Here is a 20,354-nt window from a genome sequence, read left to right as displayed (position 1 = left end):
CCATTATCGCCCGTCGAGGCCCGGCCCGTCTCCGCGGAGCACCCGGGGGTGTGGGATCATTACGGCGTAGTCAGGTGAAGCGGGTCAGGAGGAGTGATCGTGGCAGGCAAGGCGATCGAGAAGCGCCCCGAAGTGGACCCGCGCGACGAGCCGTCGGCGGAATGGGGCTGGCACGGCTCGTTCCCGAAGGCCACGCGCATCGCCGGCTGGGTCAGCGTCGTCATCCTGCTGCTCATGCTCAAGGGCAACCACGAGAACAACACCGAGAACGTGTGGCTCATCGGCCTCGCCGCGTTCCTCGCGCTGCTGCTCGTGCTCGACTTCCGCAAGCGCCGCACGGCCTGGCGCAAGTAGGTCGATCTTCGCTACCTTGCGGGGCTATGAAGTCACGCTGGGTCGCTCTCGTTCTTTCGGTCGTGGCCGGTCTGGCGCTGTTCGCCGGGCCGGCCATTGCTGCGTCTGCCGCTCCCGCCCGGGTCACTGCTGCCCGTGGCGCCGGCGCGCCGGTTGTCGCCTGCACCTTCACGCCGACGCCGGACAACCCGGCCGCGCGGCCCGTGGTGCGCCCGCTCCCCTTCGCGTTGACGCGCGGCACGGTCGACGTGACCTTCCACTTCAACTACGGCCCGGTCACCGTGCGCCTCGACGCGGCCGGCGCGGCCCCGTGCGCCGTGGCGAACATGGTGTCCCTGGTGCTGCAGCACTTCTACGACCGCTCCCAGTGCTGGCGCCTGTCGGACTCCGAACGCCTCGGCGTGCTCCAGTGCGGCGACCTGTACGAGGTCGAAAAGGGCGGCCCGGGCTACAAGTTCGCGGACGAGGTGTCGGGCGCGGAGACGTACGAGCGCGGCACGATCGCGATGGGCAACCAGGGGCCGGGCACGAACGGCTCGGAGTTCTTCATCGTGCACTCGTTCGCCCACATCCCGGCGCAGTACTCGGTGCTGGGCAAGGTGGTGCGCGGCATGGACGCCATCGACCGGATGGTGGCGGACGGGATCGTGCCGACGGACCCGAACGGTCCGTTGGACGGCGCGCCGAAACACCCGGTGAAGATCAGTTCGGCTTCATTCGGCTGGTAGGCGGGCCGGCGCGCGGGCTTTCACGCCGAATGCCGTGATGAGCCGGGAGAGATCCCGGCCAGGAAGAGCTGGAAGTAGTACCCGCCGCGCGGCCGGTCGTCGATGTGGCCGAAGGCGCCGAACAGGTCTTCGTACGCCTCCAGTTCGCGAATTCCGTGGGCGTGCGTGACCCATTCGCGGCCGGCTTTCCGCGAAAGGCTTTCCCACCGGACGAAACTCGACCTCATCCGCACCGTTTCGACCGGCGTCTCGATCTGGCACGGCGCCCCCGCCTCCAGCGCGGCGACGGCCGACAGCGGAATCTCCGCCGGGTACAGCGGGGAGAGCAGCGCCAGGAGGTACTCACGGTCCACGGTCGAGGTCGTCTCCGGTTCCTGCTCCCAAGACCGGTGACGATCCAGTAGGTCCTCGGGTGAACCTTCGGTTTTCCGCCGAGGGACCGGACCCACTCCGAAACACGCGACCAGCCGCGACCGGTCCGGGGTCAGGAAGAGCTGGAAGTAGTACCCGCCGCGCGGCCGGTCGTCGAGGTGCCCCAGCGTGAGGAAGGTGCCTTCGTAGGCGTCGAGGTCGCGAAGGCCCTCGGCGAACCCGATCGACGGCTGGCCGGCGCGCGGCGCGTTCCGCTGCCTGCGGCGGAACACCGATCTGAACTCCCGGGCCGTCGACGCGCGCAACCCCCCGACCAGGACAAGTCACCCTAACGAGTGACACCCGCCAAGATCCGATTACAGTACGCGAGCAGTCGGGCGGCGGATGGGGGACTTCATGCTGATGACCCACGAAACCTACCTCGCGACCAGGCGGTTTCCGGCGCTCGACGGGGTGCGGGCGATCGCCGCGGTGCTGGTGGTGCTGTTCCACTTCGGCGGGGCCGCGTGGGTGCGGGCGAACGGCTGGATCGGCGTGCACGTGTTCTTCGTGCTCTCCGGTTTCCTCATCACCACGCTGGCGTTGCGCGAGGAAGACCGCAGCGGGCGGGTGTCGCTGAAAAACTTCTACCTGCGGCGGGCCTTCCGGATCCTGCCGGTGTACTACGTGGTGCTCGGGATCTTCGTGGTGGTCGAGTTCGGCCGGGGTGAGCTGCGCTCCAGCGGGCTGCTGGGGGCGCTGCCGTGGTTCGCCACGTTCCTCAACGAGTTCCACGTGGTCGGCGTGTTCGGGGTGGCGTGGACGCTCGGCGTGGAGCAGAAGTTCTACCTGGTGTGGCCGCTGCTGGCGTTCGGGATCGCGGGGCTGGGTCTGGCGAAGCGGTTCGGGCTCGCGCTGGGCCTGGTGATCGCGCTCGTGGCGCTCGTGCCGGTGCTGCCGTACTCCGGGGCGTACGCGTCGATCGTGATCGGGTGCGCGGTGGCGATCGCGCTGCACCACCGCAAGAGTTTCGCGGTGCTCAAGCCGTTCACGCACCCGGTGGCGGGGATCGTGGTGGCCGCGATGATCGTGGTGGTGCAGGTGTTTTTCAGTGACATCACGGCGGCGATCCACGACGACGGTGGGGTCGCGCTCGGCACGACCTACGCGGTGCTCGTGGCGCTGCTGCTGCCGTCGCTGGTGGCGGGTGGGCCGTTGAGCCGGGTGCTCGCCCTGAAGCCGCTGCGGTTCATCGGGGAGCGGTCGTACTCGCTCTACCTCATCCAGAGCATCGCCGGCTGGACCCTCGCGGGCCTCGTGCCGCCGCTGGGGCAGCCGCGCACGCTCACCGCGCTCGGGGTCACGGCCGTCGCGCTGCTGATGGCCGATCTGCTCTACCGCTGGGTCGAGCTGCCGATGATCGGGCTCGGCCGGCGGGTCACCGCCAAGAAGCCGGAGCCGGCCGAAGAAGCCCGGGAACCCGTTCCCGCATAACCGCATCCGCATAAAAAGGGCCGCCCCGGGAAGAGATCCCGAGGCGGCCCGTGCACCCAAAATGGTCAGCGTTCGCTGGTCGGCGCCACCAGCTCGCTCGGTCCGGCGCCGGATTCGCCGGCGACCGCCGCCAGCTCCTCCCCCACCGATTCCGAAGACTTGCCCTTGTCCTTCGTGAGCACCGACGCGACCGCGCCGATGAGGCACACCACGATCGCGAACCCGAAGGCCACGGCCAGCCCGTCCTGGAACGGACCCGAGATCAGGTTCGGGAAGAAGCTGCGCCCGGTGAGGAACGAAGCCTGGTCCGGCGGCAGGCTGCCCAGCTGGCCACCGAGCAGCTGCTGGATCGGGTTGTAGCCGAGGAACGCGGCGAAGAGCACGGCCACCGCGGGCAGGTGCGCCACCTGGTTGGCCGCGTCGGTGGGCACGCCGTGGGCGGTGAGGCCCTGGAACATCGCCGCGGGCAGGTTGTCCGAGAGGCCCGCGATGATGAGGCTGAAGAAGAAGCCGATCGAGAGCACCATGGCCGCGTTCTGGAACGTGGTCATCATGCCCGCGCCGGAGCCGCGCGCGTCGGCCGGCAGGCTGTTCATCACCTCGGCGCGGTTGGGCGAGGAGAACATGCCCATGCCGATGCCGTTGATCAGCAGGATCGCCGCGAAGGCCCAGTAGTTGAAGTTCACCGGCAGCAGGATCAGCAGCAGGAATGTCGCCGCCGTGATCACCAGGCCGCTCGACGCGAGCAGCCGGCTGCCGATGCGGTCGGACAGGATGCCGGCCGTCGGCGCGGAGAGCAGGAAGCCCACGGTCATCGGCAGCATGTAGATGCCGGCCCAGAGCGGGGTCTGCTCGAAGGTGTAGCCGTGCTGCGGCAGCCAGATGCCCTGCAGCCAGATGATCAGGATGAACTGCAGCCCACCGCGGCCGAGCGAAGCCGTGAGGTTCGCCAGGTTGCCCCAGGTGAACGAGCGGATCCGGAACAGCGAGAGCCGGAACAGCGGGTTGGCCACCTTGGTCTCGATGACCACGAACGCGATCAGCACCGCGATCCCGCCGATGAGGCACGAGAGCACCATCGGGCTGCCCCACCCGGTGGGCGAGGAGCCGTAGGGCTGGATGCCGTAGGTGATGCCCACGAGCACCGAGATCAGGCCCACCGCGAAGGTGATGTTGCCCCACCAGTCCATCTTCGCGTGCTTGCGCACCCCGGTGTCGTGCAGCTTCACGTACGCCCAGATCGTGCCGATCACACCGAACGGCACCGAGACCAGGAAGATCAGGTTCCAGTCGACCGGCGCGAGCACACCGCCGACCACGAGGCCGAGGAACGAGCCGGCGATGGCCGCGACACCGTTCATGCCCAGCGCGAGACCACGCTGGTTGGCCGGGAACGCGTCGGTGAGGATGGCCGACGAGTTGGCCATGAGGAACGCGCCGCCGATGCCCTGCACGATGCGCCAGCCGATGAGCCACAGGGCCGCGGCGTCACCGTCGAACCAGGTGATGGCCAGGAAGATCGACGAAATGGTGAACACGGCGAAACCCAGGTTGTACATCCTGGCCCGGCCGTACATGTCCCCCAGCCGCCCGAAGCTCACCACCAGCACGGCCGTGACCACCAGGAAGCCCATGATCATCCACAGCAGGTAGCTGGTGTTGGCCGGCTCCAGCGGGTTGATCCCGATGCCCTTGAAGATGTCGGGCAGCGCGATGAGCACGATCGACGAGTTGATCGTCGCGATCAGCATGCCCAGCGTCGTGTTGGACAGCGCGATCCACTTGTATCGCGGCCCCAGTTCCGCGAGTGAATACGTTCTGCGCTCGGCCACAGTGAAACCTTTCTCTCGTTCCCTTAGCTAGGCTAAGCAAGTTGCTTGCCTGTGGCAACCAACTTCGTGAATCGGTTACGAGAGAACCGTCACAGATTCATCACCGTCCTTTAAGGACACTTTACGTTCACTCGACCGAGTGAAAAGCGAACACCTTCCCGGGATTGAGGATCCCGTGCGGGTCCAGCGCGTTTTTCACGGCCTGGTGCATCGCCAGCACGGCCGGTCCGAGCTCGTTTTCCAAGCCCGGCCGCTTGAGCAGGCCCACCCCGTGTTCGCCGGTCACGGTGCCGCCGAGCGCGAGCGCGTCGGCCACGATGTCGTCGAACGCGGCCTGCGCGCGCCGCCGCGCGTCCTCGTCGCCGATCGGCGTGCTCAGCAGTGGGTGCAGGTTGCCGTCGCCGATGTGCGCCACGTTGGCGATGTGCGTGTTGTGCCGCTTCGCCGCGAGGTCGATGCGCGCGAGCATCTCGGGCACGAGGTGCGTGGGCACGCAGACGTCCTCGGTGAGCACGGGGCCGAGCCGCTCCAGCGCCGGGTACGCCAGGCGCCGCGCGGCGAACAGCGCGTCGGCCTCCTCCTGGTCGGTCGACTGCGCCGCCCAGGTGGCCCCGGCCTTCTCGAAGCACTCCACCATCACGGCGGCCTCGTGCTCCCCCGCCGCGCCCGGGGCGTCGCTGCGGCCCAGCAGCACCACCTCGGCGTCGGCCGAGAGGCCCATGTTCTTCCACTCGTCCACGGCGAGCAGGCAATGCCGGTCCACCAATTCGAGCGCCGAAGGCACCACGCCGGCCGCGCGGATCGCGGCGGCGGCCTCACCCGCGGCCACCGTGGAGTCGAAGTAGCCGGCCACCGTGCGCTCCGGGGCCCGCTTGCCGCGCAGGCGCACGGTGATCTCGGTGATCACGCCGAGCGTGCCTTCGGAGCCGACCATCAGGCCGGCCAGGTCGTACCCGGCCACGCCCTTCGCGGTGCGGCGGCCGAGGCGTACGAGCTCGCCGGTGCCGGTCACCACCTGGAGGCCGAGCACGTAGTCGCGGGTCACGCCGTACTTCACGCAGCACACGCCGCCGGCGTTGGTGGCCACGTTGCCGCCGATCGTCGACCACGGGGAGCTCGCCGGGTCGGGCGGGTACCAGAGGCCGTGCTCGCCGGCGGCCGTGCGCAGGTCGTCGTTCACCGCCCCCGGCCCCACCACGGCGAGGCGCTCGACCGGGTCGATCTCGTGGATCGCGGTCATCCGGTCGGTCACGAGCACCACGCAGCCGGCCACCGCGTTGGCACCGCCGGACAGGCCGGTGCCGGCGCCGCGCGTGACCACCGGCGTGCCGTGTTTCAGGCACACCCGCACCACGGCCTGCACGTGTTCGGCCGAACGCGGCCGCACCACGACCTCGGGCAGCGTCCACGGCGCCCATTCGGCCTCGTCGTGGGCGAACCCGCGCAGCACGTCGGGGTCGCGCACGAGGACCTCGGGCGGCAGGACTGCTTGCAGGTCGTCGATCAGCATGGGCGCTCCCGGTCGCGTGGCGGCTTCTCCCGCCAGGTTAGGGGCGCCGGGAATTCGGCGGCAGCGATGTCGAAATCGCGGCCGCTGCTTCGACGTAGGAGTAAGGAGCGACTTCAGGAGGCAGCCATGGGTACCAGCTCACGCGGGATCGCGATGTTGCGGGCCGTCGCCGCCGGGCGCGCGCGGGTGACCTGCAGCGCCGAACCGGACCTGTTCGTCGACGGTCTGCCGTGCTGCGACCAGTTCACCGCCCACGCCCTGGCCCACGAGGGGCTCGTGCGGCCGGCGCGGCTCGGGCTCGTGGGCCAGCAGGTGCCCGCGGAGCTGACGCCCGCGGGGCGCGCTCTGCTCAGCGCGCCGGCCGCCGCCTGAGACACGGCAGGGCCCTGTTCGTCTCGCCCGAGCGCGAGACGAACAGGGCCCTGGTTCCGGGAACGGCTACTTGTTCAGCGTGCCGTACACGATGATGTTGTCGAGATAGCTGTGCGCGGCCGGGTCGAACGCCCCGCCGCAGGTGATGAGGCGGATCTGCGGGTCGGTGGTGTTGCCGTAGACCGCGTCGGTCGGGAACTCCTTCTTCGCGATCTGGTCGACCTTCGTGACGGTGAAGGAGGCCTTCGAGCCGTCCTGGCGCCCGATCACCACCTGGTCGCCCTTCTTCACCTCGTGCAGCCGCCAGAAGATGCCCTTCTGGTGGTTGCCGTCGATGTGCCCGAGCACCACGGCGGGGCCGACCTGGCCCGGCGTCGGGCTGTTTTCGTACCAGCCCGCCTGCAGCGGTTCGGTCACCGGCGGGACCTGCACGGTCTTGTCGGTGTTGAGCCCGAGCTGCACCAGCGACGAGTGCGCGTCGATGCTCGGCACATCGAGCGAAACCGGCACCGACCGGGCGAGGCCGACCGTGGGCGCGGCGCTCACGGGCGCCGCCGCCGCGGGCTGCTGCGCCGGGGCGGACGCGCCGCAGCCGGCGAGCGCGAAGCTCGCGACGAGCGCCAGCAGCAGGGCGAAGAGGCCGAACCGGCGACGCGCGGGGCGGGCACTCACGGCGTTGTCCTGGCTCACCTGTGTCACTGGGCTCACTGGGCGAAGACGGTGGCGAGCGTGCCGTCACCGGTTTCCGGCGCGCCGGCGGGGATCACGGTGACCTGGCCGGGGCCCTCGGCCGGCGGCTTCGCGGGCGCGGTGGGCGTGGTCGGCGTGGCGGCGACCTTCGCGCAGGTGGAGGAGGCGAGGATGATGTCGCCGCTGCCCAGCGCGCCGGTGGCCTTGCCGCCGAGGAGCTTCACGTGCAGCGCGTTGACCGTGAGCGAGCCGTCTTCGTGCTTGATCTGCTCGTTCACGATCACCTGCACCACGCCGGGCACGCCGATCTTCTGGTTCGGCGCGGTGCCCACGGGCAGCTTGCCGATGCGGCCGAGGTCGAGGCCGGCGAGCTCGGAGGAGGCCTTGATGCCGTCGGGCGTCGAGGTGCACTCCGAGCTGATCACGCGCGCCTTCGGCGTGGCGCCCGCGAGCGGGGCGAGCACCGGCAGCGTGGCGTCGACGATCGACGCCTTCGACGCGACCTGGCCGTCGGTCTCCTTGGCCGAGCTGCTGACCGCCTTCGCGGTGACGAGGCCCTTCAGCGGCACGTCCACCACCGAAGCCGAGGTCGGGCCGTCCGTGTTCGAGGGCGCGATCTTGCCCGTCTCCACGGAGATTCCCTTGTCCCCCAACACTCCCGCCAGCAGCGAGACCGAGGCGGACGCACCGTAGGCCGATCCGGCGGGCGCGTCGGCCGCGACCGCCGAGGGGGCGGCGGTGGCGAGCAGGGCGAGGGCTGGAGCGGCGACCACGAGGGTCCGTCCGCGCAGCAGGGCAGAACGCATGAATTGTCCTTTCGACCACCAAGAATGGAACCCGCCCGCGGATCCCCGAATCCACGCGTGACCCGACGCAACTGTCGATCACCGGCGAGAACGCGACGCTATCAAGGGGGCCCGGAATTGCAAAGCAAGATCCACTGCGCAGCGCGTCGAACAGCCGAGTCAGTCACCACGTTTTCCGCAATGTCACCACTAAAGAGTGATGTAACGCAGGCGAATTCAGGGCGCTTCCTCACGCTGCGCTAGGGCTTTCCGGCACCCACTTGGCGGAATGCATGCGCTGCCACTCTTCGGGGTGATCCTAGGGATGGGTGATCGGCCGATACTCACCGTCATGTGACCACTACGGCGAACCGTGAGTTTTTCGTCAAACCGCGCCGGGAAATCGTCGCGTGGAATTGTCCACTATGGAGCGTGGGGTGGCATTCCCCGTCACCGCGCGCGCAGGTACTCCGTGGTCTCGGCCGCGGTGACCACGTCGGCGTATTTCTGGTGCAGGTCGAACAGCGCCTGCCGGTGGGCGGCCGCCGAACGATCGCCCACGGCCTCGGCCACCACCATCGGCCGGAACCCGTGCTGCACGGCGTCGACCGCCGTGGCGCGCACGCAGCCGCTCGTGGTGCAACCGACCAGCACGACCGTGTCGACGCCACGGCTCACCAGCCGCGACGAGAGGTCGGTACCGAAGAATGCCGACGCGTACTTCTTCACCAGCACGTGCTCATCAGGCCGCCGGCCCACGCGCTGGTCGAGCTCCACGGCGTGGCTGCCGGCGGTGAGCGTGGCGGCGCCGCCCTGTTTGAGGCCCCAGACCCCGGCGTCGGCGAGGTCCTGCTCGTCGTAGCGCACGAGGGTGTGGATGATCGGCACGCCGGCCGCGCGTGCGGCGTCGAGCAGGCCGACCGCCACGGTGAGCTCCGCGTCGAGGTCGGAGCCCAGCGGCATGGCCGGGTCGGTGAAGCCGTTGATGAAGTCGATCGAGAGCACCGCGGGCGTGCGGCCGAAGCCGATCAGGCGGCCGAAGCCGCGCTCGGCGAAGCGTTCGGCGTCCGTTTGGGTCATGTCGTCCTCCGGTGGTGCTCGTCGATCGCCTGTGTGGCCTGCTCGTACCGGTCGGCCAGGAACCACCGGGCGATCTCGTCGGTGTTCGCGTACCAGACGTCGTGGTGGCCGCTGATCGCTTCGAGCGCGGTCAGCAGGTGCTTGTGCCGGAAGGGCTGGCCCACGAGGAACGGGTGCAGCGACACCGAGAACACGGCGCCCGGCCGGCGCGCCGCCTCCGCGTGGAGCACCTCGAACTGGTCCACCACGAGTTCGGTGAACTGCGCGGGCGTGAGCCCCTGGTCGACGAACGCGGGGATGTCGTTGATCTCGATCGAATACGGCACCGAGAGGAACGGGGTGCCGCCGGCGTCGAGCGGCACGGGCTGGTCGTCGACGATCCAGTCGAGCGAGTAGGTGAAGCCGAGTTCGGCGAGCAGGCCGAGCGTGTTCGCGGTCTCGGTGAGCGCCGGGCCGAGCCAGCCACGCGGCCGCGCGCCGGTGGTCTCGGTGAGCACGCGGACGATCTCGCGCAGGGCCGCACGCTCGGTGTCGCGGTCGAAGCCGGTCCACAGCTCACTGTTGCTGCGGCCGTGGCCGAGGAAGGCCCAGCCCCGCTCCCGGCCCGCCGCCACGATCTCGGGGTAGGCGAGCGCGGCGTCGGCGTTGAGCAACGTGGACACCGGCAGCTCGAACCGATCGAGCGCTTCGAGCAACCGCCAGAACCCGACGCGCGCGCCGTAGTCGCGCCAGCCGTGGTTGAGCGGATCGACGGGCAGCCCCGCGGTCACCCCCGTGCGGCTCGTGGCGGGCCGGCCGAGGTCGAAGCGCTCGATGTTGAGGGCGACGTAACAGGCCAGCACCTTGCCACCGGGGTAACGCAACTCCGGCCGGCCGTCGATCGGCCAGTGCCGGTACGGCTCCCGTTCGAGCGGACCCACGACGTCTCCCTTCGGCTGCGGGAGACGGTAGCAGGTGGTCCTGTTTTATAGAAGTGGTGTCCTATTATGCGGGACTATGCGGGACCCCTGCGCACCCCTAATTGATCACCGATGCCTGTTGTCGGCTGATTACCGGAAGTAACGTCGCCGGGGTGAAACTGGGACTGAACATGGGTTATTGGGGAGCCGGCAACGACGCGACGAACCTGGAGCTCGCCAGGGAAGCCGACCGGCTCGGGTTTTCGGTGGTGTGGGTGGCCGAGGCGTACGGGTCGGACGCGCCGACGGTGCTGTCGTGGGTCGCGGCGCGCACGGAGCGGGTGGACGTCGGCAGCGCGATCATGCAGATCCCCGCGCGGCAGCCCGCGATGGCGGCCATGACGGCGGCGACGCTCGACAGCCTGTCCGGCGGGCGGTTCCGCCTGGGACTCGGACTTTCGGGACCGCAGGTGTCCGAAGGCTGGTACGGCGTGCGGTTCGCCAAGCCGCTCGGGCGCACCCGCGAGTACGTGGAGGTCGTGCGCAAAGCGCTGCGCTACGAACGGCTCCGCTACGACGGCGAGCACTTCCGGCTGCCGCTGCCCGGCGGTGCGGGCAAGGCACTGCCGCTCGCCGTCGCGCCGGCGCGGGAGGAGGGGATTCCGATCTACCTGGCGTCGCTGGGGCCGAAGAACCTCGAGCTCACCGGGGAAATCGCCGACGGGTGGCTCGGCCTGTTCTTCTCCCCCGAGTACGGCGGGGAATCCCTCGCCCGCCTCGCCGCCGGCCGCGCCGAGGCGGGCAAGACCCTCGACGGCTTCGACGTAGTGGTCACCGCACCCCTGGCCGTCGACAACGACTGGCGCGCGGCGGCCGACCACGCGCGCCCCTACGCGGCCGGCTTCATCGGCGGCGCGGGCAGCCGGAAGCAGAACTTTTACCACGACCTGGTGTGCCGCATGGGCTACGCCGCCGACGCCGCCCTCGTGCGCGAGCGCTACCTGACCATGGACTACCCCGGCGCCATGGCCGCCATCCCCGAAGACTTCCTCGACGCGACCTCCCTGCTCGGCCCACCCGCCCGCATCGCCGACGGCATGCGCACCCTCGCCGCCGCCGGCGTCACCACGCTCACGGTGTCGCCGGTGATGCCGAGCCTGGCGCAGAACAAGGCCGCGCTGCGCGTCGCGGTAGACGCCCTCGACGCGGCCGGTGTCGGCAGCTAGGGCAGCTGGACCGGGCGTACGGCTGGACCAGGCAGACCGGCCGAACCAGCTACGCCAGCCCGGGGCCAGCCAGACGAGCCGGCCAGCTGAACCCGCTACGCCAGCCGGGCCAGCCAGCCAGCCAGCTGGGCAGAAACCAGCCGAACCGGCCAGACCAGCCGGACCGGCCGGGCCAGGGCTAGCCGCACTGGGTCACTTCCGCCGCGGGCTCGTGGAAGCCGGCAGCGAGATGACGCTGCACCCGCGATCGAGCGAACCCCTGGACGTGGTTGTGCTCGCCGTGCCGGATCGCCGAAAGCTGCCGGGCGCCACGGTTTCCTCCGTGCCGCAGGATCGGCGCTGCCACGGAACCCGGCGTTGCAGATCGCCGGCCAGCTAAAGCAGCCTGGCCGGCCGAGCCAGCCGGCCAGGCAGGATCAGCCAGGTAGCCCGGCCGCGCTCGGCCACTTCCGCCGCGGGTTCGGGGAAGCCCGCACCGAAGTGACGCCGCGCCCGCGATCGGGCGAACCCGTGCCGTGCTTTAGCTGCCCGTACCGGATCGTCGGAAGCTGCGAGGCGCCACGGTTTCCTATGTGCCGCAGGACCGGCGCTGCCGCCGAACCCGGCATTGCGGATCGGTGTGCAGATCGCCGGCCAACCGAAGCAGCAAGACCAGCCGGCCGAACAAACCGGCTAGACCGGCCAGACCCCCTAAACCCCGACACCACCATCCACCCGCAACACCGCCCCCGTCACATACGAAGCCCGGTCGCTCAGCAACCACGCCGCCGCCTCGGCGATCTCGTGGGGTTCGGCGCCGCGGCCCAACGGCGTGCGCGCCACGAGGCGTTGCTGCAGGCCCGGTGCTTCCGCTTCCCAGGCGCGGATCATCTCGGTGAGGGTGTTGCCCGGTGAGATCGCGTTGACCCGGATGCCTTCCGGGCCGTACGTGACGGCGGCGGACTCGGTGAGGCTGTTGACCGCGCGCTTCATCGCGCCGTACGCGGGCAGTTCGGGGTTGCCGCCGAAGCTGCCGACCGACGAGGTGTTCACGATGGCGCCGGTGCCGGCCGTCGCGCGGATCAGGGCGACCTCGGCGGCCATGGCGAGCCACACGCCTTTGAGGTTCACGGTGAAAACGCGGTCGAACTCGGTCTCGGGCAGGAGGTCCATCGGGCCCGGCGTCTGGATCGTCGCGCCGTTGTTGAAGGCGAGGTCGAGGCGGCCGTAGACCTCGCCGGTGCGGTCGACGGCCGCGCGTACGGAGGCGGCGTCGGCGAGGTCGCACACCACGTAGTCGGCCGTGCCGCCGGCTGCGCGGATCTCTTCGGTCACGGTCTTGAGCTGCGGTTCCGTGCGCGCGGCCAGCAGCACCCGCGCGCCTTCGCGGGCGAACAGCCGCGCCGCGGCGGCGCCGATGCCGCGCCCGGCGCCGGAGATGAAAGCGACCTTGCCGGCCAGCAGGCCGGGTGTTTCGGTGATGTCCATGAATCCAGACAACCGCCGTCGGCGCGGCTCATTCAGGCACCGGCAGTACCTGGCTGAGCCCGCGGGCGCAGCCATACTGGAAGGGTGGACAGGCAAGAACTGGCCGGCTTCCTGCGCAGCCGGCGCGAGCGGATCACGCCCGCCGACGTCGGGCTGCCGGCCGGGTCGCGACGGCGGACGCCGGGGCTGCGCCGGGAGGAAGTGGCGCAGCTGGCGTTCATCTCCACCGAGTACTACACGCGCCTCGAGCAGGCCCGCGGCCCGCACCCGTCGCGTGAGGTGCTCGCCGGGCTCACCCGCGCGTTGCGGCTCACCGACGCCGAGCGCGAGCACCTGCACCACCTCGCCGGCGAACCCGCGGCGCCGCTGCCCGGGCCGTCGCGCGAGGTGCGCCAGAGCATCCTCGACCTGATCGAGCGGCTGCCGCAGGCCGCCGCGACGGTGATGTCGGCGACGTACGAGGTGATCGCCTGGAACGACCTCGCCGCCGCCTTGATGGAGGACTTCTCCGCACTGCCGCGGCGCGACCGCAACCTGGTGCGCCGCGTGTTCCTGCGCTCCGACGAACACCGGCTCTACGGCGTGTCCGACGCTGCCGAGTTCGCCCGCTTCGCCGCCAACCGGCTGCGCGCCACCGCCGCGCGTTATCCGGACGACCCCGAGGTGACCGAGCTCGTGCGCGACCTGCTGGCCGGCAGCGAGGACTTCGCCCGGCTGTGGGCCTCGCACGACGTGACCGCGGAACCCGGTCTGCGCAAGACTTTCCGGCACCCGGTGGTCGGCCCGCTCACGGTCAACTGCGACGTGCTCGACCTCACCGACCGCGACCAGCAACTCGTGATCTACACCGCCGTGCCGGGTTCGCCTTCGGAGGAAGCGCTGCGCCTGCTCTCGGTGATCGGCACGCAGCGCATGGACGTGAGCAGCTAGAACACCGCGACCGGGTTCACCGGCAACCCGGTGGTGCCGGTGATCCGCGGCGGCGCGGCCACGAGCAGGAAGCTGTGGCGCCCCAGCTCTTCGCACGCCGCGGCGAGGTCGTCGACGTTCGCGGCGTCGACCAGCGGGATGCCCAGGCGCGTGAGAGCCACGGCGTGCAGCGGGAACGGCACCGCCGGGTCGAGCGGCGGGAACGCGTCGCCGATGTCGCCCGCGTACACCGAAACCCCGCGCCGATCCAGCCACCGCACGGCGTCGAGGCTCAGCCCCGGTGACGCCCGGGCCGGATCCGGCGTGAACTCCCAGCCGCACCGCACCACGAGCGCGTCGCCGGACTCCACGCGCACGCCGTGGTTCCGTTCCGCCGCTTCGAGATCCGCGGCCGTGACCGCGTGGCCTTCGGGCAGCGGCCCGGCTTCGGCCAGGTCGAGCAGCACTCCGCGCGTGACGATGCCTTCGCTGAACGCCGCGCTCGACCCGTGGTGCACGCCGGCCGGTGTCACGCTCTCGGCCAGCGGCCGTCCGGGGTAGACCACGCCGTGGTCGGCGATGTGGGCCGGCGCGTCGAGGTGCGTCGAGCGCGGGTGGTGGTTGGTGACCACGAGCACGTCGAGGCTCGCGGTCACCGCCGGGTGCGGCTGCACCGGGTGCACCATCAGCTGCTGCACCGGCGACTCCTCGACCTTTGACGGCACGAACGGACCGCTGAGGATCGGCGCCGGCCCGATCGCCAGGGCCAGGGACACCCAGCGGCCCGTGCGCACCTCGCGGGCCGCGCGCGCCCGGACCTCGTCGGTGATGAGGTTGAGCGCGCCTCGTTCGTCGTCGGCGCCCCAGCGGCCCTGGTTGCTCGGCAGTTCTTCGGTCATCCGCTCAGCGTGCGGGCTGCCGCGCGGCCCGGACTGACCACAAACGCCAGGGCCGCTGACGAAGCGCGCCAGTCACCAAGCGGCGCAGGACCGGATGTCGAAGCCGCGGCTCGGGAAGACCTTGCGCACGAAGAACTCGTGCACCTCGGGGTCGGCGTCGGCGCAGCCGTCGGACAGCACCGACACGCCGTAGCCGCGGTCGGCGGCGTCGTAACAGGTGGCGGCGACCATCGCGCTCGTCGCCACTCCCGCCACGGCCACCGCGTCCACACCTCCCGCGCGCAGCACCAGGTCCAGATCGGTCCCGGCGAACGCACTGGCCCGGCGCTTGAGCACCACCACGTCCTCCGGCCGCACCGGCAGGTCCAGCTCGGTGCCGGGCGCGCCTTCGTGGAAGGTGTCACCCGCCTCGAAGAACCCGGTCAGCACGGTGTCCCCCGGCGGCAGATCGGCGCGGTTGACCCGGAACGCCGTGTGCACGAACACCACCAGCGCGCCGGCCGCGCGTGCCCGCGGCAGCAGGTCGGTCACGGGCCCGAGAACCTGGCGCGCGAAGGCGTAGTCACGCGTGATGCCCCGCTGCAGGTCGCCCACGATGAGTGCGGTCGTCATGGCACCAGCTTCCCGTCGAGCCGCTCCATCCGCCGCCCGGACGTGGCGAGCACGGCGATGCCGACGAGCATGATCACGGCGATCGCCAGCAACGCGTAGGTGAAACTGCCGGTGGCGGTCTTGATCGCGCCGGTGAAGTACGGCCCGACGAACCCGCTCAGGTTGCTCACGGAGTTGATCAGCGCGATGCCCGAAGCCGCGGCCGTGCCGGTGAGCCCGATCGCCGGGATCCGCCAGAACTGCGGCATCGCCGTGTAGATCCCGGCCACGCTCAGGCACACGGCCACGATGAACAGCAGCCCACTGCCCGCGAACGTGGCCAGCAGCAGCCCGGCCGCCCCGACGGCCATCGGCACCCCCGTGGCGACCACGGCGCTGCGACGCCCCGCGAAGCGCGCCCACGCGAGCATCGCGATCGCCGCCACCACGTACGGGATCCCGGACAGCAGCACGCTGCTCACGTCGGCCGCGCCGTCGACGCTGTGCGTGATGGAGGTGATCATGGTCGGCAGGAAGAACGCGAGCGGGTAGAGGCCGAACACGATGGCGAAGAACGTGACCGCCAGCGCCCACACCCGGCGGCTGGTCAGCGCTTCGCGCAGGCCGGTGAGCGCGCCGTGGCCACGCTGGCTCTCCGCTTCGGCGGCGATCGTGCGCTCGATCGCGGCCTTCTCGCCCTCGCCGAGCCAGCGCGCCTGCGCCGGCCGGTCGGGCAGGAAGCAGAAGATCAGCACGCCGATCACGAGCGTGAGCCCGCCTTCGACGAGGAACAGCGACCGCCAGCCGGCGATACCGAACAGGCTCTGGCTCCACGTGAGCAACGCGGCGGCCAGCGGCGAGCCGACGATCGAGGACACCGGGATCATCAGGAAGAACCCGGTCAGCGCCCACGACCGCTGGCGGCGCGGGAACCAGTACGTGAGGTACAGCAGGATGCCCGCGGCCAGGCCGGCCTCGGCGAACCCGAGCAGCAGCCGCGCCACGTAGAGCGTGGCGGCCGAGTCGACCGCGGCCGTGGCGCCGGTGACGAGACCCCACGTGAGCATGATCCGGGCCACCCACTTGCGGGCGCCGAACTTGCGCAGCGCGAGGTTGCTCGGCACTTCGACGATGATGTAGCCGATGAAGAACAGCCCCGCGGCGAGGCCGATCTGCGCGCTGTCGAGGTGCAGGTCGCGTGACATCGGCGCGGCCACGTAACCGAGGTTGGCGCGGTCGATGTAGCTCATCACGTAGGCGACGCCGATCAGCGGGATGATGCGGAAGCCGACCTTGCGCCACGTTCTCGGGGAGACGTGGTCCGTCACGGTGGCGGCCGGGGAGCCGGTCATGGTCGAGTCCTTTCCGGACACTGGGACAATTCGCTGGTGCGCAAGGCTTTCGTCGCGACGTGGTCGATCGCGCCGCCGGCGGTGATCACCACGCCGTAGTCGCGGGTGGCGCCCTCGCGGGTCACCTTCCCGTCGAGCACGTCGTCGAGGACCCGGGCGGGATCGCGGGTGAAGGCGAGGCCGTGGCCACCGCCGCCGGCCGTCACGTGCCGGTGGCGACTGCCTTCGGTGAGCACGAGGTGGGGCTTGGAGTCGAGCACGCGTTCGCCCGGCCCGCCGAGGTCGAGGACGTTGAGCGACGGCGTGCCCGGCGCGCCGCCGGCGAGCCCGTACGGGAGGAAGCGGCGGCGGTCCGACCGGATCTGCACACCGGCCTCGGGCGCGAGCACCGTCAGGTCCCGGAAGGTCGCGAGCCCGCCGCGGAACCGACCGGCGCCACCGGTGTCAGGCAGGTAGCCGTAGCCGTCCACGCGCACGTGGCCGGAACGTTCGAGCTCTTCGACGGGCGTGTTGGCGAGGTTGGCGCCGAGCGGGCTGATGCCGTCGACGCCGTCGCGGTCCGGCCGCGCACCCCACGCGCCGCACAGGATGTCCCACAGCACCACGGAGTCACCCTCGTCGTCCGTCACGCCGATCGCCACCGAGTCGGGCCCGCCGTCGCCGGCGGCCGGCACCCGGCCGGGGAACACCGGGGCCAGCGCGCCGAGCACGGTGTCGATGATGCGGTACGCCACGAGCCCGCGGGCGCCGCGCGCGGCCGGGCGGCGGCCGTCGAGGATCGACGCGGGCGGGATCACGAAGGTGAAGGGCCGGTAGAAGCCGTTGTTGGCCGGGATGTCGCGGGCGAGCGCGCCCTGCACGGCGGCGTAGGAGGCGGACCGGGTGAAGGACGCGGTGGCGTTGAGCGCCGAAGCCACCTGCGGCGACGAGCCGGTGAAGTCCAGCTCGATGCCAGTGTCCGAGAGCGTCACCTTGACCTGGAACGGGATGGGGCCGGAGCCGAGGCCGTCGTCGTCGATGTGGTCGGTGAACTCGTACGTGCCGGGCGTGGCCTCGGCGAGCGCGGCGCGGAGCAGGGTTTCGGAGTAGTCGAGCAGTTCGTCGCCGAGCTCGGTCAGCCGGTCGGCGCCGTGGCGCGCGGCGAGCGCGCGCAGGCCGGCGGCACCGGCGTGGCCCGCGGCGAGCTGCGATTCGAGGTCGCCGCGCAGCAGCTCGGGTTCCCGGACGTTGCGCAGGATCAGGTTGAGGAACGTCTCGTTGAGCACACCCGCGTCGACCAGCCGGGACGGCGGGATCTGCACGCCCTCGGCGAAGATGCTGGTCGACTGCACGGCCATCGACCCGGCCACCCAGCCGCCCACGTCCGCGTGGTTCACCACGGTCACGGCGAAACCGAGCAGGCGCCCGGCGTCGAACACCGGGGCGACGGCGAAGATGTCCGGCAGGTGCATGCCGCCGAGCGACGGGTCGTTGAGCAGGTAGACGTCACCGTCGCCCACGCTGTCGCCGAACTCCGCGAGGATCGCCGCCATCGCGTCCGGAATGGACCCGAGGTGCACCGGACACGTGTTGGCCTGCGCGATCACGCGGCCGCGGGCGTCGCACAGTGCGGCCGAGAAGTCCATGCTGGACGCGACGATCTGCGAATGCGCGGTGCGCACGATCGTGATCGCCATTTCGTCGGCGACGCCGGCCACGGCGTTGCGGAAGACCTCGAAGGTCACGGCGTCGCGGATCATGCGGCACTCCAGGTGATCACGATGTTGTGGAAGCGGTCGCGGCGGGCGCGCGCGCCGGGCGGCACGAGCGTGGTGGCGTCCATGTCCTCGATGACCAGCGGTCCGTCGACGGGTTCGGGGCCGAGGTCGGTGCGGCCGAGCACGGGCGTGGGCACGGGTTCGCCGAAGCGGCATTCGCGCGTGGACGGCCGGCGGCCGGCGCCGGCGGGCAGGCGCAGCACGTCCTCTATGGACACTCCGCTGGGCAGCTTTCCGCGGACCCGCAGGTTCACGAGCTCCACGAGGTCGTCGGTGCCGGCGCGGCCGTAGGTGCGTTCGTGCTCGGCGTGGAACCGGGCCCGAGCCGCGGCGAGCAGCTCTTCGGTCACCTCGCCGTCGTCGAGCCGCACCCGCAGCTCGAACCGCTGGCCGCGATAACGCAGGTCCAGCTGCCGTTCCACCACGGCGTCGGGGCCGAGCTCGGTGGTGACCAACGCGGTGAGCCGGTCGAATTCCTGCTGCAGCGCCGTTTCCGGCCGGTACGGCGCGACTTCGTGGCGCTCGGTGTCGGCGACCAGGAGGCCGAGACTGCTGAACAGGCCCGGGTGCGCCGGCACGATCACCGTGGTGATGCCGAGCTCACGCGCGAGCGCCGCCGCGTAGAGCGGGCCGGCGCCGCCGAAAGCGACCATGGTGGCGTCTCGCGGATCACGGCCGCGTTCGCTGGTCACGGCCTTCACCGCCGTGGTCATGCTCGACACGGCGACCTCGTACGCGCCGCGCGCCGCGTCCGGAACCTCGCGGCCGAGCTGCTCGGCGACCGGGGAGAGGGCCTTGGCGGCCAGATCGGGGTGGATCGCCACGCGGCCGCCGGCGAGCGCTTCGGGGCTGAGGTAGCCGAGCACGACGTTGGCGTCGGTGAGCGTGGGCAGCTCCCCGCCCTGGCCGTAACAAGCCGGGCCGGGGCGTGAGCCGGCGCTGGCCGGGCCGACGTGCATCGCGCCGGCCTCGTCGACGGCGATCACGCTGCCACCGCCCGAACCGACCTCGGCGATGTCGATCGACGGCGTGCGCACCGGGTAGCCGGCGCCGGAGCCGAGACCGCGCGCCACGTTCATCCCGCCGCCGACCTCGTAATCGGCCGACACGAACGGCTCGCCGTGCTCGATGAGCGACGCCTTCGCCGTGGTGCCGCCCATGTCGAACGCGACCACGGCCGGCAGGTCCAGCAGCCGGGCGAGCTCGCGCACGGCCGTGACCCCGGCGGCCGGCCCGGACTCGATGATCTGCACGGGCCGGCGCGACACCGAACCGGCGTCGAGCAGGCCGCCGCTCGACTGCATCACCAGCAGCGGTGCCTGCACGCCTTCGGCCCGCAGGCCTTCTTCCAGCCGCGTGAGGTAACCGTGGACGGTGGGGCCGACGTACGCGTTGACGGTCGCGGTGCTGGTGCGCTCGAACTCCTGCGGCTGCGGCGAGATGTCCACCGAAGCGGTCACGTAGACCCCGGGCAGCTCTTCGCGCAGCAGCTCGGCCACTCGGCGTTCCTCGTCGGGCCGAAGGAAGGAATTGAGCAGGCAGACGGCGACGGCCTCGATCGCGTCCACCTTCAGCCGCGCGGCGAGGGCGCGGACTTCGGGGTCGTCGACCGGCGGGGTGAGGCGACCGTCGGCGGTGATGCGCTGGTCGAGCTCGTGGCGGTGGCGGCGGCGCGCGAGCGGCACCGGCTTGACCCACGACAGGTCGTACAGCACGGGCCGGCGCAGGCGGCCGAGCTCGAGGACGTCGCGGAAGCCGCGGGTGGTGACCACGGCGGTGCGGGCGCCGGTCATCTCGAGGATCGCGTTGGTGGCCACGGTGGTGCCGTGCAGCATCGCCGTGACCTGGCTCGACGCGGCGCCGGCGAGGTCGAGCACCGCGGTGGTGGCCGTGACGACACCGGTCCCGAAGTCGGGCGGGGTCGAGAGCACCTTCATCGGCACCACTTCGCCGGCGGGCCCGAGGGCGATCACGTCGGTGAACGTGCCCCCGATGTCGGCGCCGACGCGCCAGCCGGGGTGAAGCTCGGAACTGGGAAGCACTGGGTCTCCTTATCCG

The 20,354-nt window shown here is 71.1% G+C and carries 19 protein-coding genes; 6 read left to right on the top strand and 13 right to left on the bottom strand.

The genetic code is table 11. The features are described 5' to 3' along the window. Positions 1–99 precede the first annotated feature (99 nt). Both VSH64_RS48025 and VSH64_RS48020 read left to right on the top strand, forming a co-directional pair. Positions 100–354, top strand: a complete 255-nt coding sequence (locus VSH64_RS48025; protein WP_326569402.1) for a DUF2631 domain-containing protein — start codon at positions 100–102, stop codon at positions 352–354. A 26-nt stretch (positions 355–380) separates the two neighbouring features. Next, the gene (locus VSH64_RS48020; RefSeq protein ID WP_326569401.1) at positions 381–1,082 is read left to right on the top strand and encodes a peptidylprolyl isomerase; all 702 of its coding nucleotides are present in this window, start codon (positions 381–383) and stop codon (positions 1,080–1,082) included. A gap of 20 nt (positions 1,083–1,102) precedes the next feature. Here the strand turns inward: VSH64_RS48020 and VSH64_RS48015 are convergent, their stop codons facing one another. After that, on the bottom strand, positions 1,103–1,726 hold the full coding sequence (locus tag VSH64_RS48015; protein ID WP_326569400.1) for a hypothetical protein: 624 nt from the start codon (positions 1,724–1,726) through the stop codon (positions 1,103–1,105). Positions 1,727–1,856: 130 nt separating this feature from the next. On the opposite strand from VSH64_RS48015, the gene VSH64_RS48010 reads away from it, so the two are divergent. Beyond that, positions 1,857–2,927, top strand: a complete 1,071-nt coding sequence (locus tag VSH64_RS48010; protein WP_326569399.1) for an acyltransferase family protein — start codon at positions 1,857–1,859, stop codon at positions 2,925–2,927. A 65-nt stretch (positions 2,928–2,992) separates the two neighbouring features. Here the strand turns inward: VSH64_RS48010 and VSH64_RS48005 are convergent, their stop codons facing one another. Next, positions 2,993–4,759 (bottom strand): MFS transporter, encoded by a 1,767-nt coding sequence (locus VSH64_RS48005; protein WP_326569398.1) that lies wholly within the window; start codon positions 4,757–4,759, stop codon positions 2,993–2,995. A 127-nt stretch (positions 4,760–4,886) separates the two neighbouring features. Then, positions 4,887–6,269 carry an FAD-binding oxidoreductase gene (locus tag VSH64_RS48000; RefSeq protein WP_326569397.1) on the bottom strand — a complete coding sequence of 461 codons (1,383 nt, stop codon included), beginning with the start codon at positions 6,267–6,269 and terminating at the stop codon, positions 4,887–4,889. Positions 6,270–6,395: 126 nt separating this feature from the next. Here VSH64_RS48000 and VSH64_RS47995 point away from each other — a divergent pair, with 126 nt between their 5' ends. After that, complete coding sequence (locus VSH64_RS47995) at positions 6,396–6,641, top strand: hypothetical protein (protein ID WP_326569396.1); 246 nt, start codon at positions 6,396–6,398, stop codon at positions 6,639–6,641. A gap of 66 nt (positions 6,642–6,707) precedes the next feature. Here VSH64_RS47995 and VSH64_RS47990 read toward each other — a convergent pair whose 3' ends face one another. From VSH64_RS47990 to VSH64_RS47975, 4 genes are all read right to left on the bottom strand, one after another. Continuing rightward, the gene (locus tag VSH64_RS47990; RefSeq protein ID WP_326569395.1) at positions 6,708–7,313 is read right to left on the bottom strand and encodes a class F sortase; all 606 of its coding nucleotides are present in this window, start codon (positions 7,311–7,313) and stop codon (positions 6,708–6,710) included. Positions 7,314–7,345: 32 nt separating this feature from the next. Further along, entirely contained in the window at positions 7,346–8,137 is a 792-nt protein-coding gene (locus tag VSH64_RS47985; protein WP_326569394.1) for a choice-of-anchor P family protein, read from the bottom strand. A 429-nt stretch (positions 8,138–8,566) separates the two neighbouring features. Then, positions 8,567–9,196: an isochorismatase family protein gene (locus VSH64_RS47980; RefSeq protein WP_326569393.1), complete on the bottom strand. Its 630-nt coding sequence runs from the start codon at positions 9,194–9,196 to the stop codon at positions 8,567–8,569. Next, positions 9,193–10,116: a polysaccharide deacetylase family protein gene (locus VSH64_RS47975; RefSeq protein ID WP_326569392.1), complete on the bottom strand. Its 924-nt coding sequence runs from the start codon at positions 10,114–10,116 to the stop codon at positions 9,193–9,195. The genes VSH64_RS47980 and VSH64_RS47975 overlap by 4 nt, the downstream gene beginning before the upstream one ends. 152 nt (positions 10,117–10,268) lie before the next feature. Between VSH64_RS47975 and VSH64_RS47970 the strand changes: the two genes are divergently transcribed. Beyond that, on the top strand, positions 10,269–11,321 hold the full coding sequence (locus VSH64_RS47970) for an LLM class F420-dependent oxidoreductase (RefSeq protein WP_326569391.1): 1,053 nt from the start codon (positions 10,269–10,271) through the stop codon (positions 11,319–11,321). Between the two features lie 690 nt (positions 11,322–12,011). Here the strand turns inward: VSH64_RS47970 and VSH64_RS47965 are convergent. Continuing rightward, the gene (locus VSH64_RS47965) at positions 12,012–12,788 is read right to left on the bottom strand and encodes an SDR family NAD(P)-dependent oxidoreductase (RefSeq protein WP_326569390.1); all 777 of its coding nucleotides are present in this window, start codon (positions 12,786–12,788) and stop codon (positions 12,012–12,014) included. A gap of 84 nt (positions 12,789–12,872) precedes the next feature. On the opposite strand from VSH64_RS47965, the gene VSH64_RS47960 reads away from it, so the two are divergent. Further along, complete coding sequence (locus tag VSH64_RS47960) at positions 12,873–13,718, top strand: helix-turn-helix transcriptional regulator (protein WP_326569389.1); 846 nt, start codon at positions 12,873–12,875, stop codon at positions 13,716–13,718. Here the strand turns inward: VSH64_RS47960 and VSH64_RS47955 are convergent. The 5 genes from VSH64_RS47955 to VSH64_RS47935 all read right to left on the bottom strand — a co-directional run bounded on the left by VSH64_RS47955 (position 13,715) and on the right by VSH64_RS47935 (position 20,338). Further along, positions 13,715–14,596 carry a cyclase family protein gene (locus VSH64_RS47955; RefSeq protein WP_326569388.1) on the bottom strand — a complete coding sequence of 294 codons (882 nt, stop codon included), beginning with the start codon at positions 14,594–14,596 and terminating at the stop codon, positions 13,715–13,717. The two genes, VSH64_RS47960 and VSH64_RS47955, sit on opposite strands and share 4 nt — an antisense overlap. 72 nt (positions 14,597–14,668) lie before the next feature. Then, on the bottom strand, positions 14,669–15,208 hold the full coding sequence (locus VSH64_RS47950; protein WP_326569387.1) for a cysteine hydrolase family protein: 540 nt from the start codon (positions 15,206–15,208) through the stop codon (positions 14,669–14,671). Continuing rightward, positions 15,205–16,539, bottom strand: coding sequence for an MFS transporter (locus VSH64_RS47945; protein ID WP_326569386.1), 1,335 nt, complete (start codon positions 16,537–16,539; stop codon positions 15,205–15,207). The genes VSH64_RS47950 and VSH64_RS47945 overlap by 4 nt, the downstream gene beginning before the upstream one ends. After that, a complete protein-coding gene (locus VSH64_RS47940) occupies positions 16,536–18,278 on the bottom strand; it encodes a hydantoinase B/oxoprolinase family protein (protein ID WP_326569385.1) in 1,743 nt (580 codons plus the stop codon). The genes VSH64_RS47945 and VSH64_RS47940 overlap by 4 nt, the downstream gene beginning before the upstream one ends. After that, the gene (locus tag VSH64_RS47935; RefSeq protein WP_326569384.1) at positions 18,275–20,338 is read right to left on the bottom strand and encodes a hydantoinase/oxoprolinase family protein; all 2,064 of its coding nucleotides are present in this window, start codon (positions 20,336–20,338) and stop codon (positions 18,275–18,277) included. The genes VSH64_RS47940 and VSH64_RS47935 overlap by 4 nt, the downstream gene beginning before the upstream one ends. Between the last annotated feature and the right edge of the window lie 16 nt (positions 20,339–20,354).

The organism is Amycolatopsis rhabdoformis, from assembly GCF_035918295.1.
Lineage (GTDB): Bacteria > Actinomycetota > Actinomycetes > Mycobacteriales > Pseudonocardiaceae > Amycolatopsis > Amycolatopsis rhabdoformis.
This window is presented reverse-complemented; position numbering and strand designations above follow the sequence as displayed.

Bases quoted from the DNA above. Each gene is read 5' to 3' on its own strand.
- VSH64_RS48020 (WP_326569401.1), top strand. From the start codon at position 381: ATGAAGTCACGCTGGGTCGCTCTCGTTCTTTCGGTCGTGGCCGGTCTG.
- VSH64_RS48010 (WP_326569399.1), top strand. From the start codon at position 1,857: ATGACCCACGAAACCTACCTCGCGACCAGGCGGTTTCCGGCGCTCGAC.
- VSH64_RS48000 (WP_326569397.1), bottom strand. From the start codon at position 6,269: ATGCTGATCGACGACCTGCAAGCAGTCCTGCCGCCCGAGGTCCTCGTG.
- VSH64_RS47995 (WP_326569396.1), top strand. From the start codon at position 6,396: ATGGGTACCAGCTCACGCGGGATCGCGATGTTGCGGGCCGTCGCCGCC.
- VSH64_RS47985 (WP_326569394.1), bottom strand. From the start codon at position 8,137: ATGCGTTCTGCCCTGCTGCGCGGACGGACCCTCGTGGTCGCCGCTCCA.
- VSH64_RS47980 (WP_326569393.1), bottom strand. From the start codon at position 9,196: ATGACCCAAACGGACGCCGAACGCTTCGCCGAGCGCGGCTTCGGCCGC.
- VSH64_RS47965 (WP_326569390.1), bottom strand. From the start codon at position 12,788: ATGGACATCACCGAAACACCCGGCCTGCTGGCCGGCAAGGTCGCTTTC.
- VSH64_RS47955 (WP_326569388.1), bottom strand. From the start codon at position 14,596: ATGACCGAAGAACTGCCGAGCAACCAGGGCCGCTGGGGCGCCGACGAC.
- VSH64_RS47950 (WP_326569387.1), bottom strand. From the start codon at position 15,208: ATGACGACCGCACTCATCGTGGGCGACCTGCAGCGGGGCATCACGCGT.
- VSH64_RS47945 (WP_326569386.1), bottom strand. From the start codon at position 16,539: ATGACCGGCTCCCCGGCCGCCACCGTGACGGACCACGTCTCCCCGAGA.
- VSH64_RS47940 (WP_326569385.1), bottom strand. From the start codon at position 18,278: ATGATCCGCGACGCCGTGACCTTCGAGGTCTTCCGCAACGCCGTGGCC.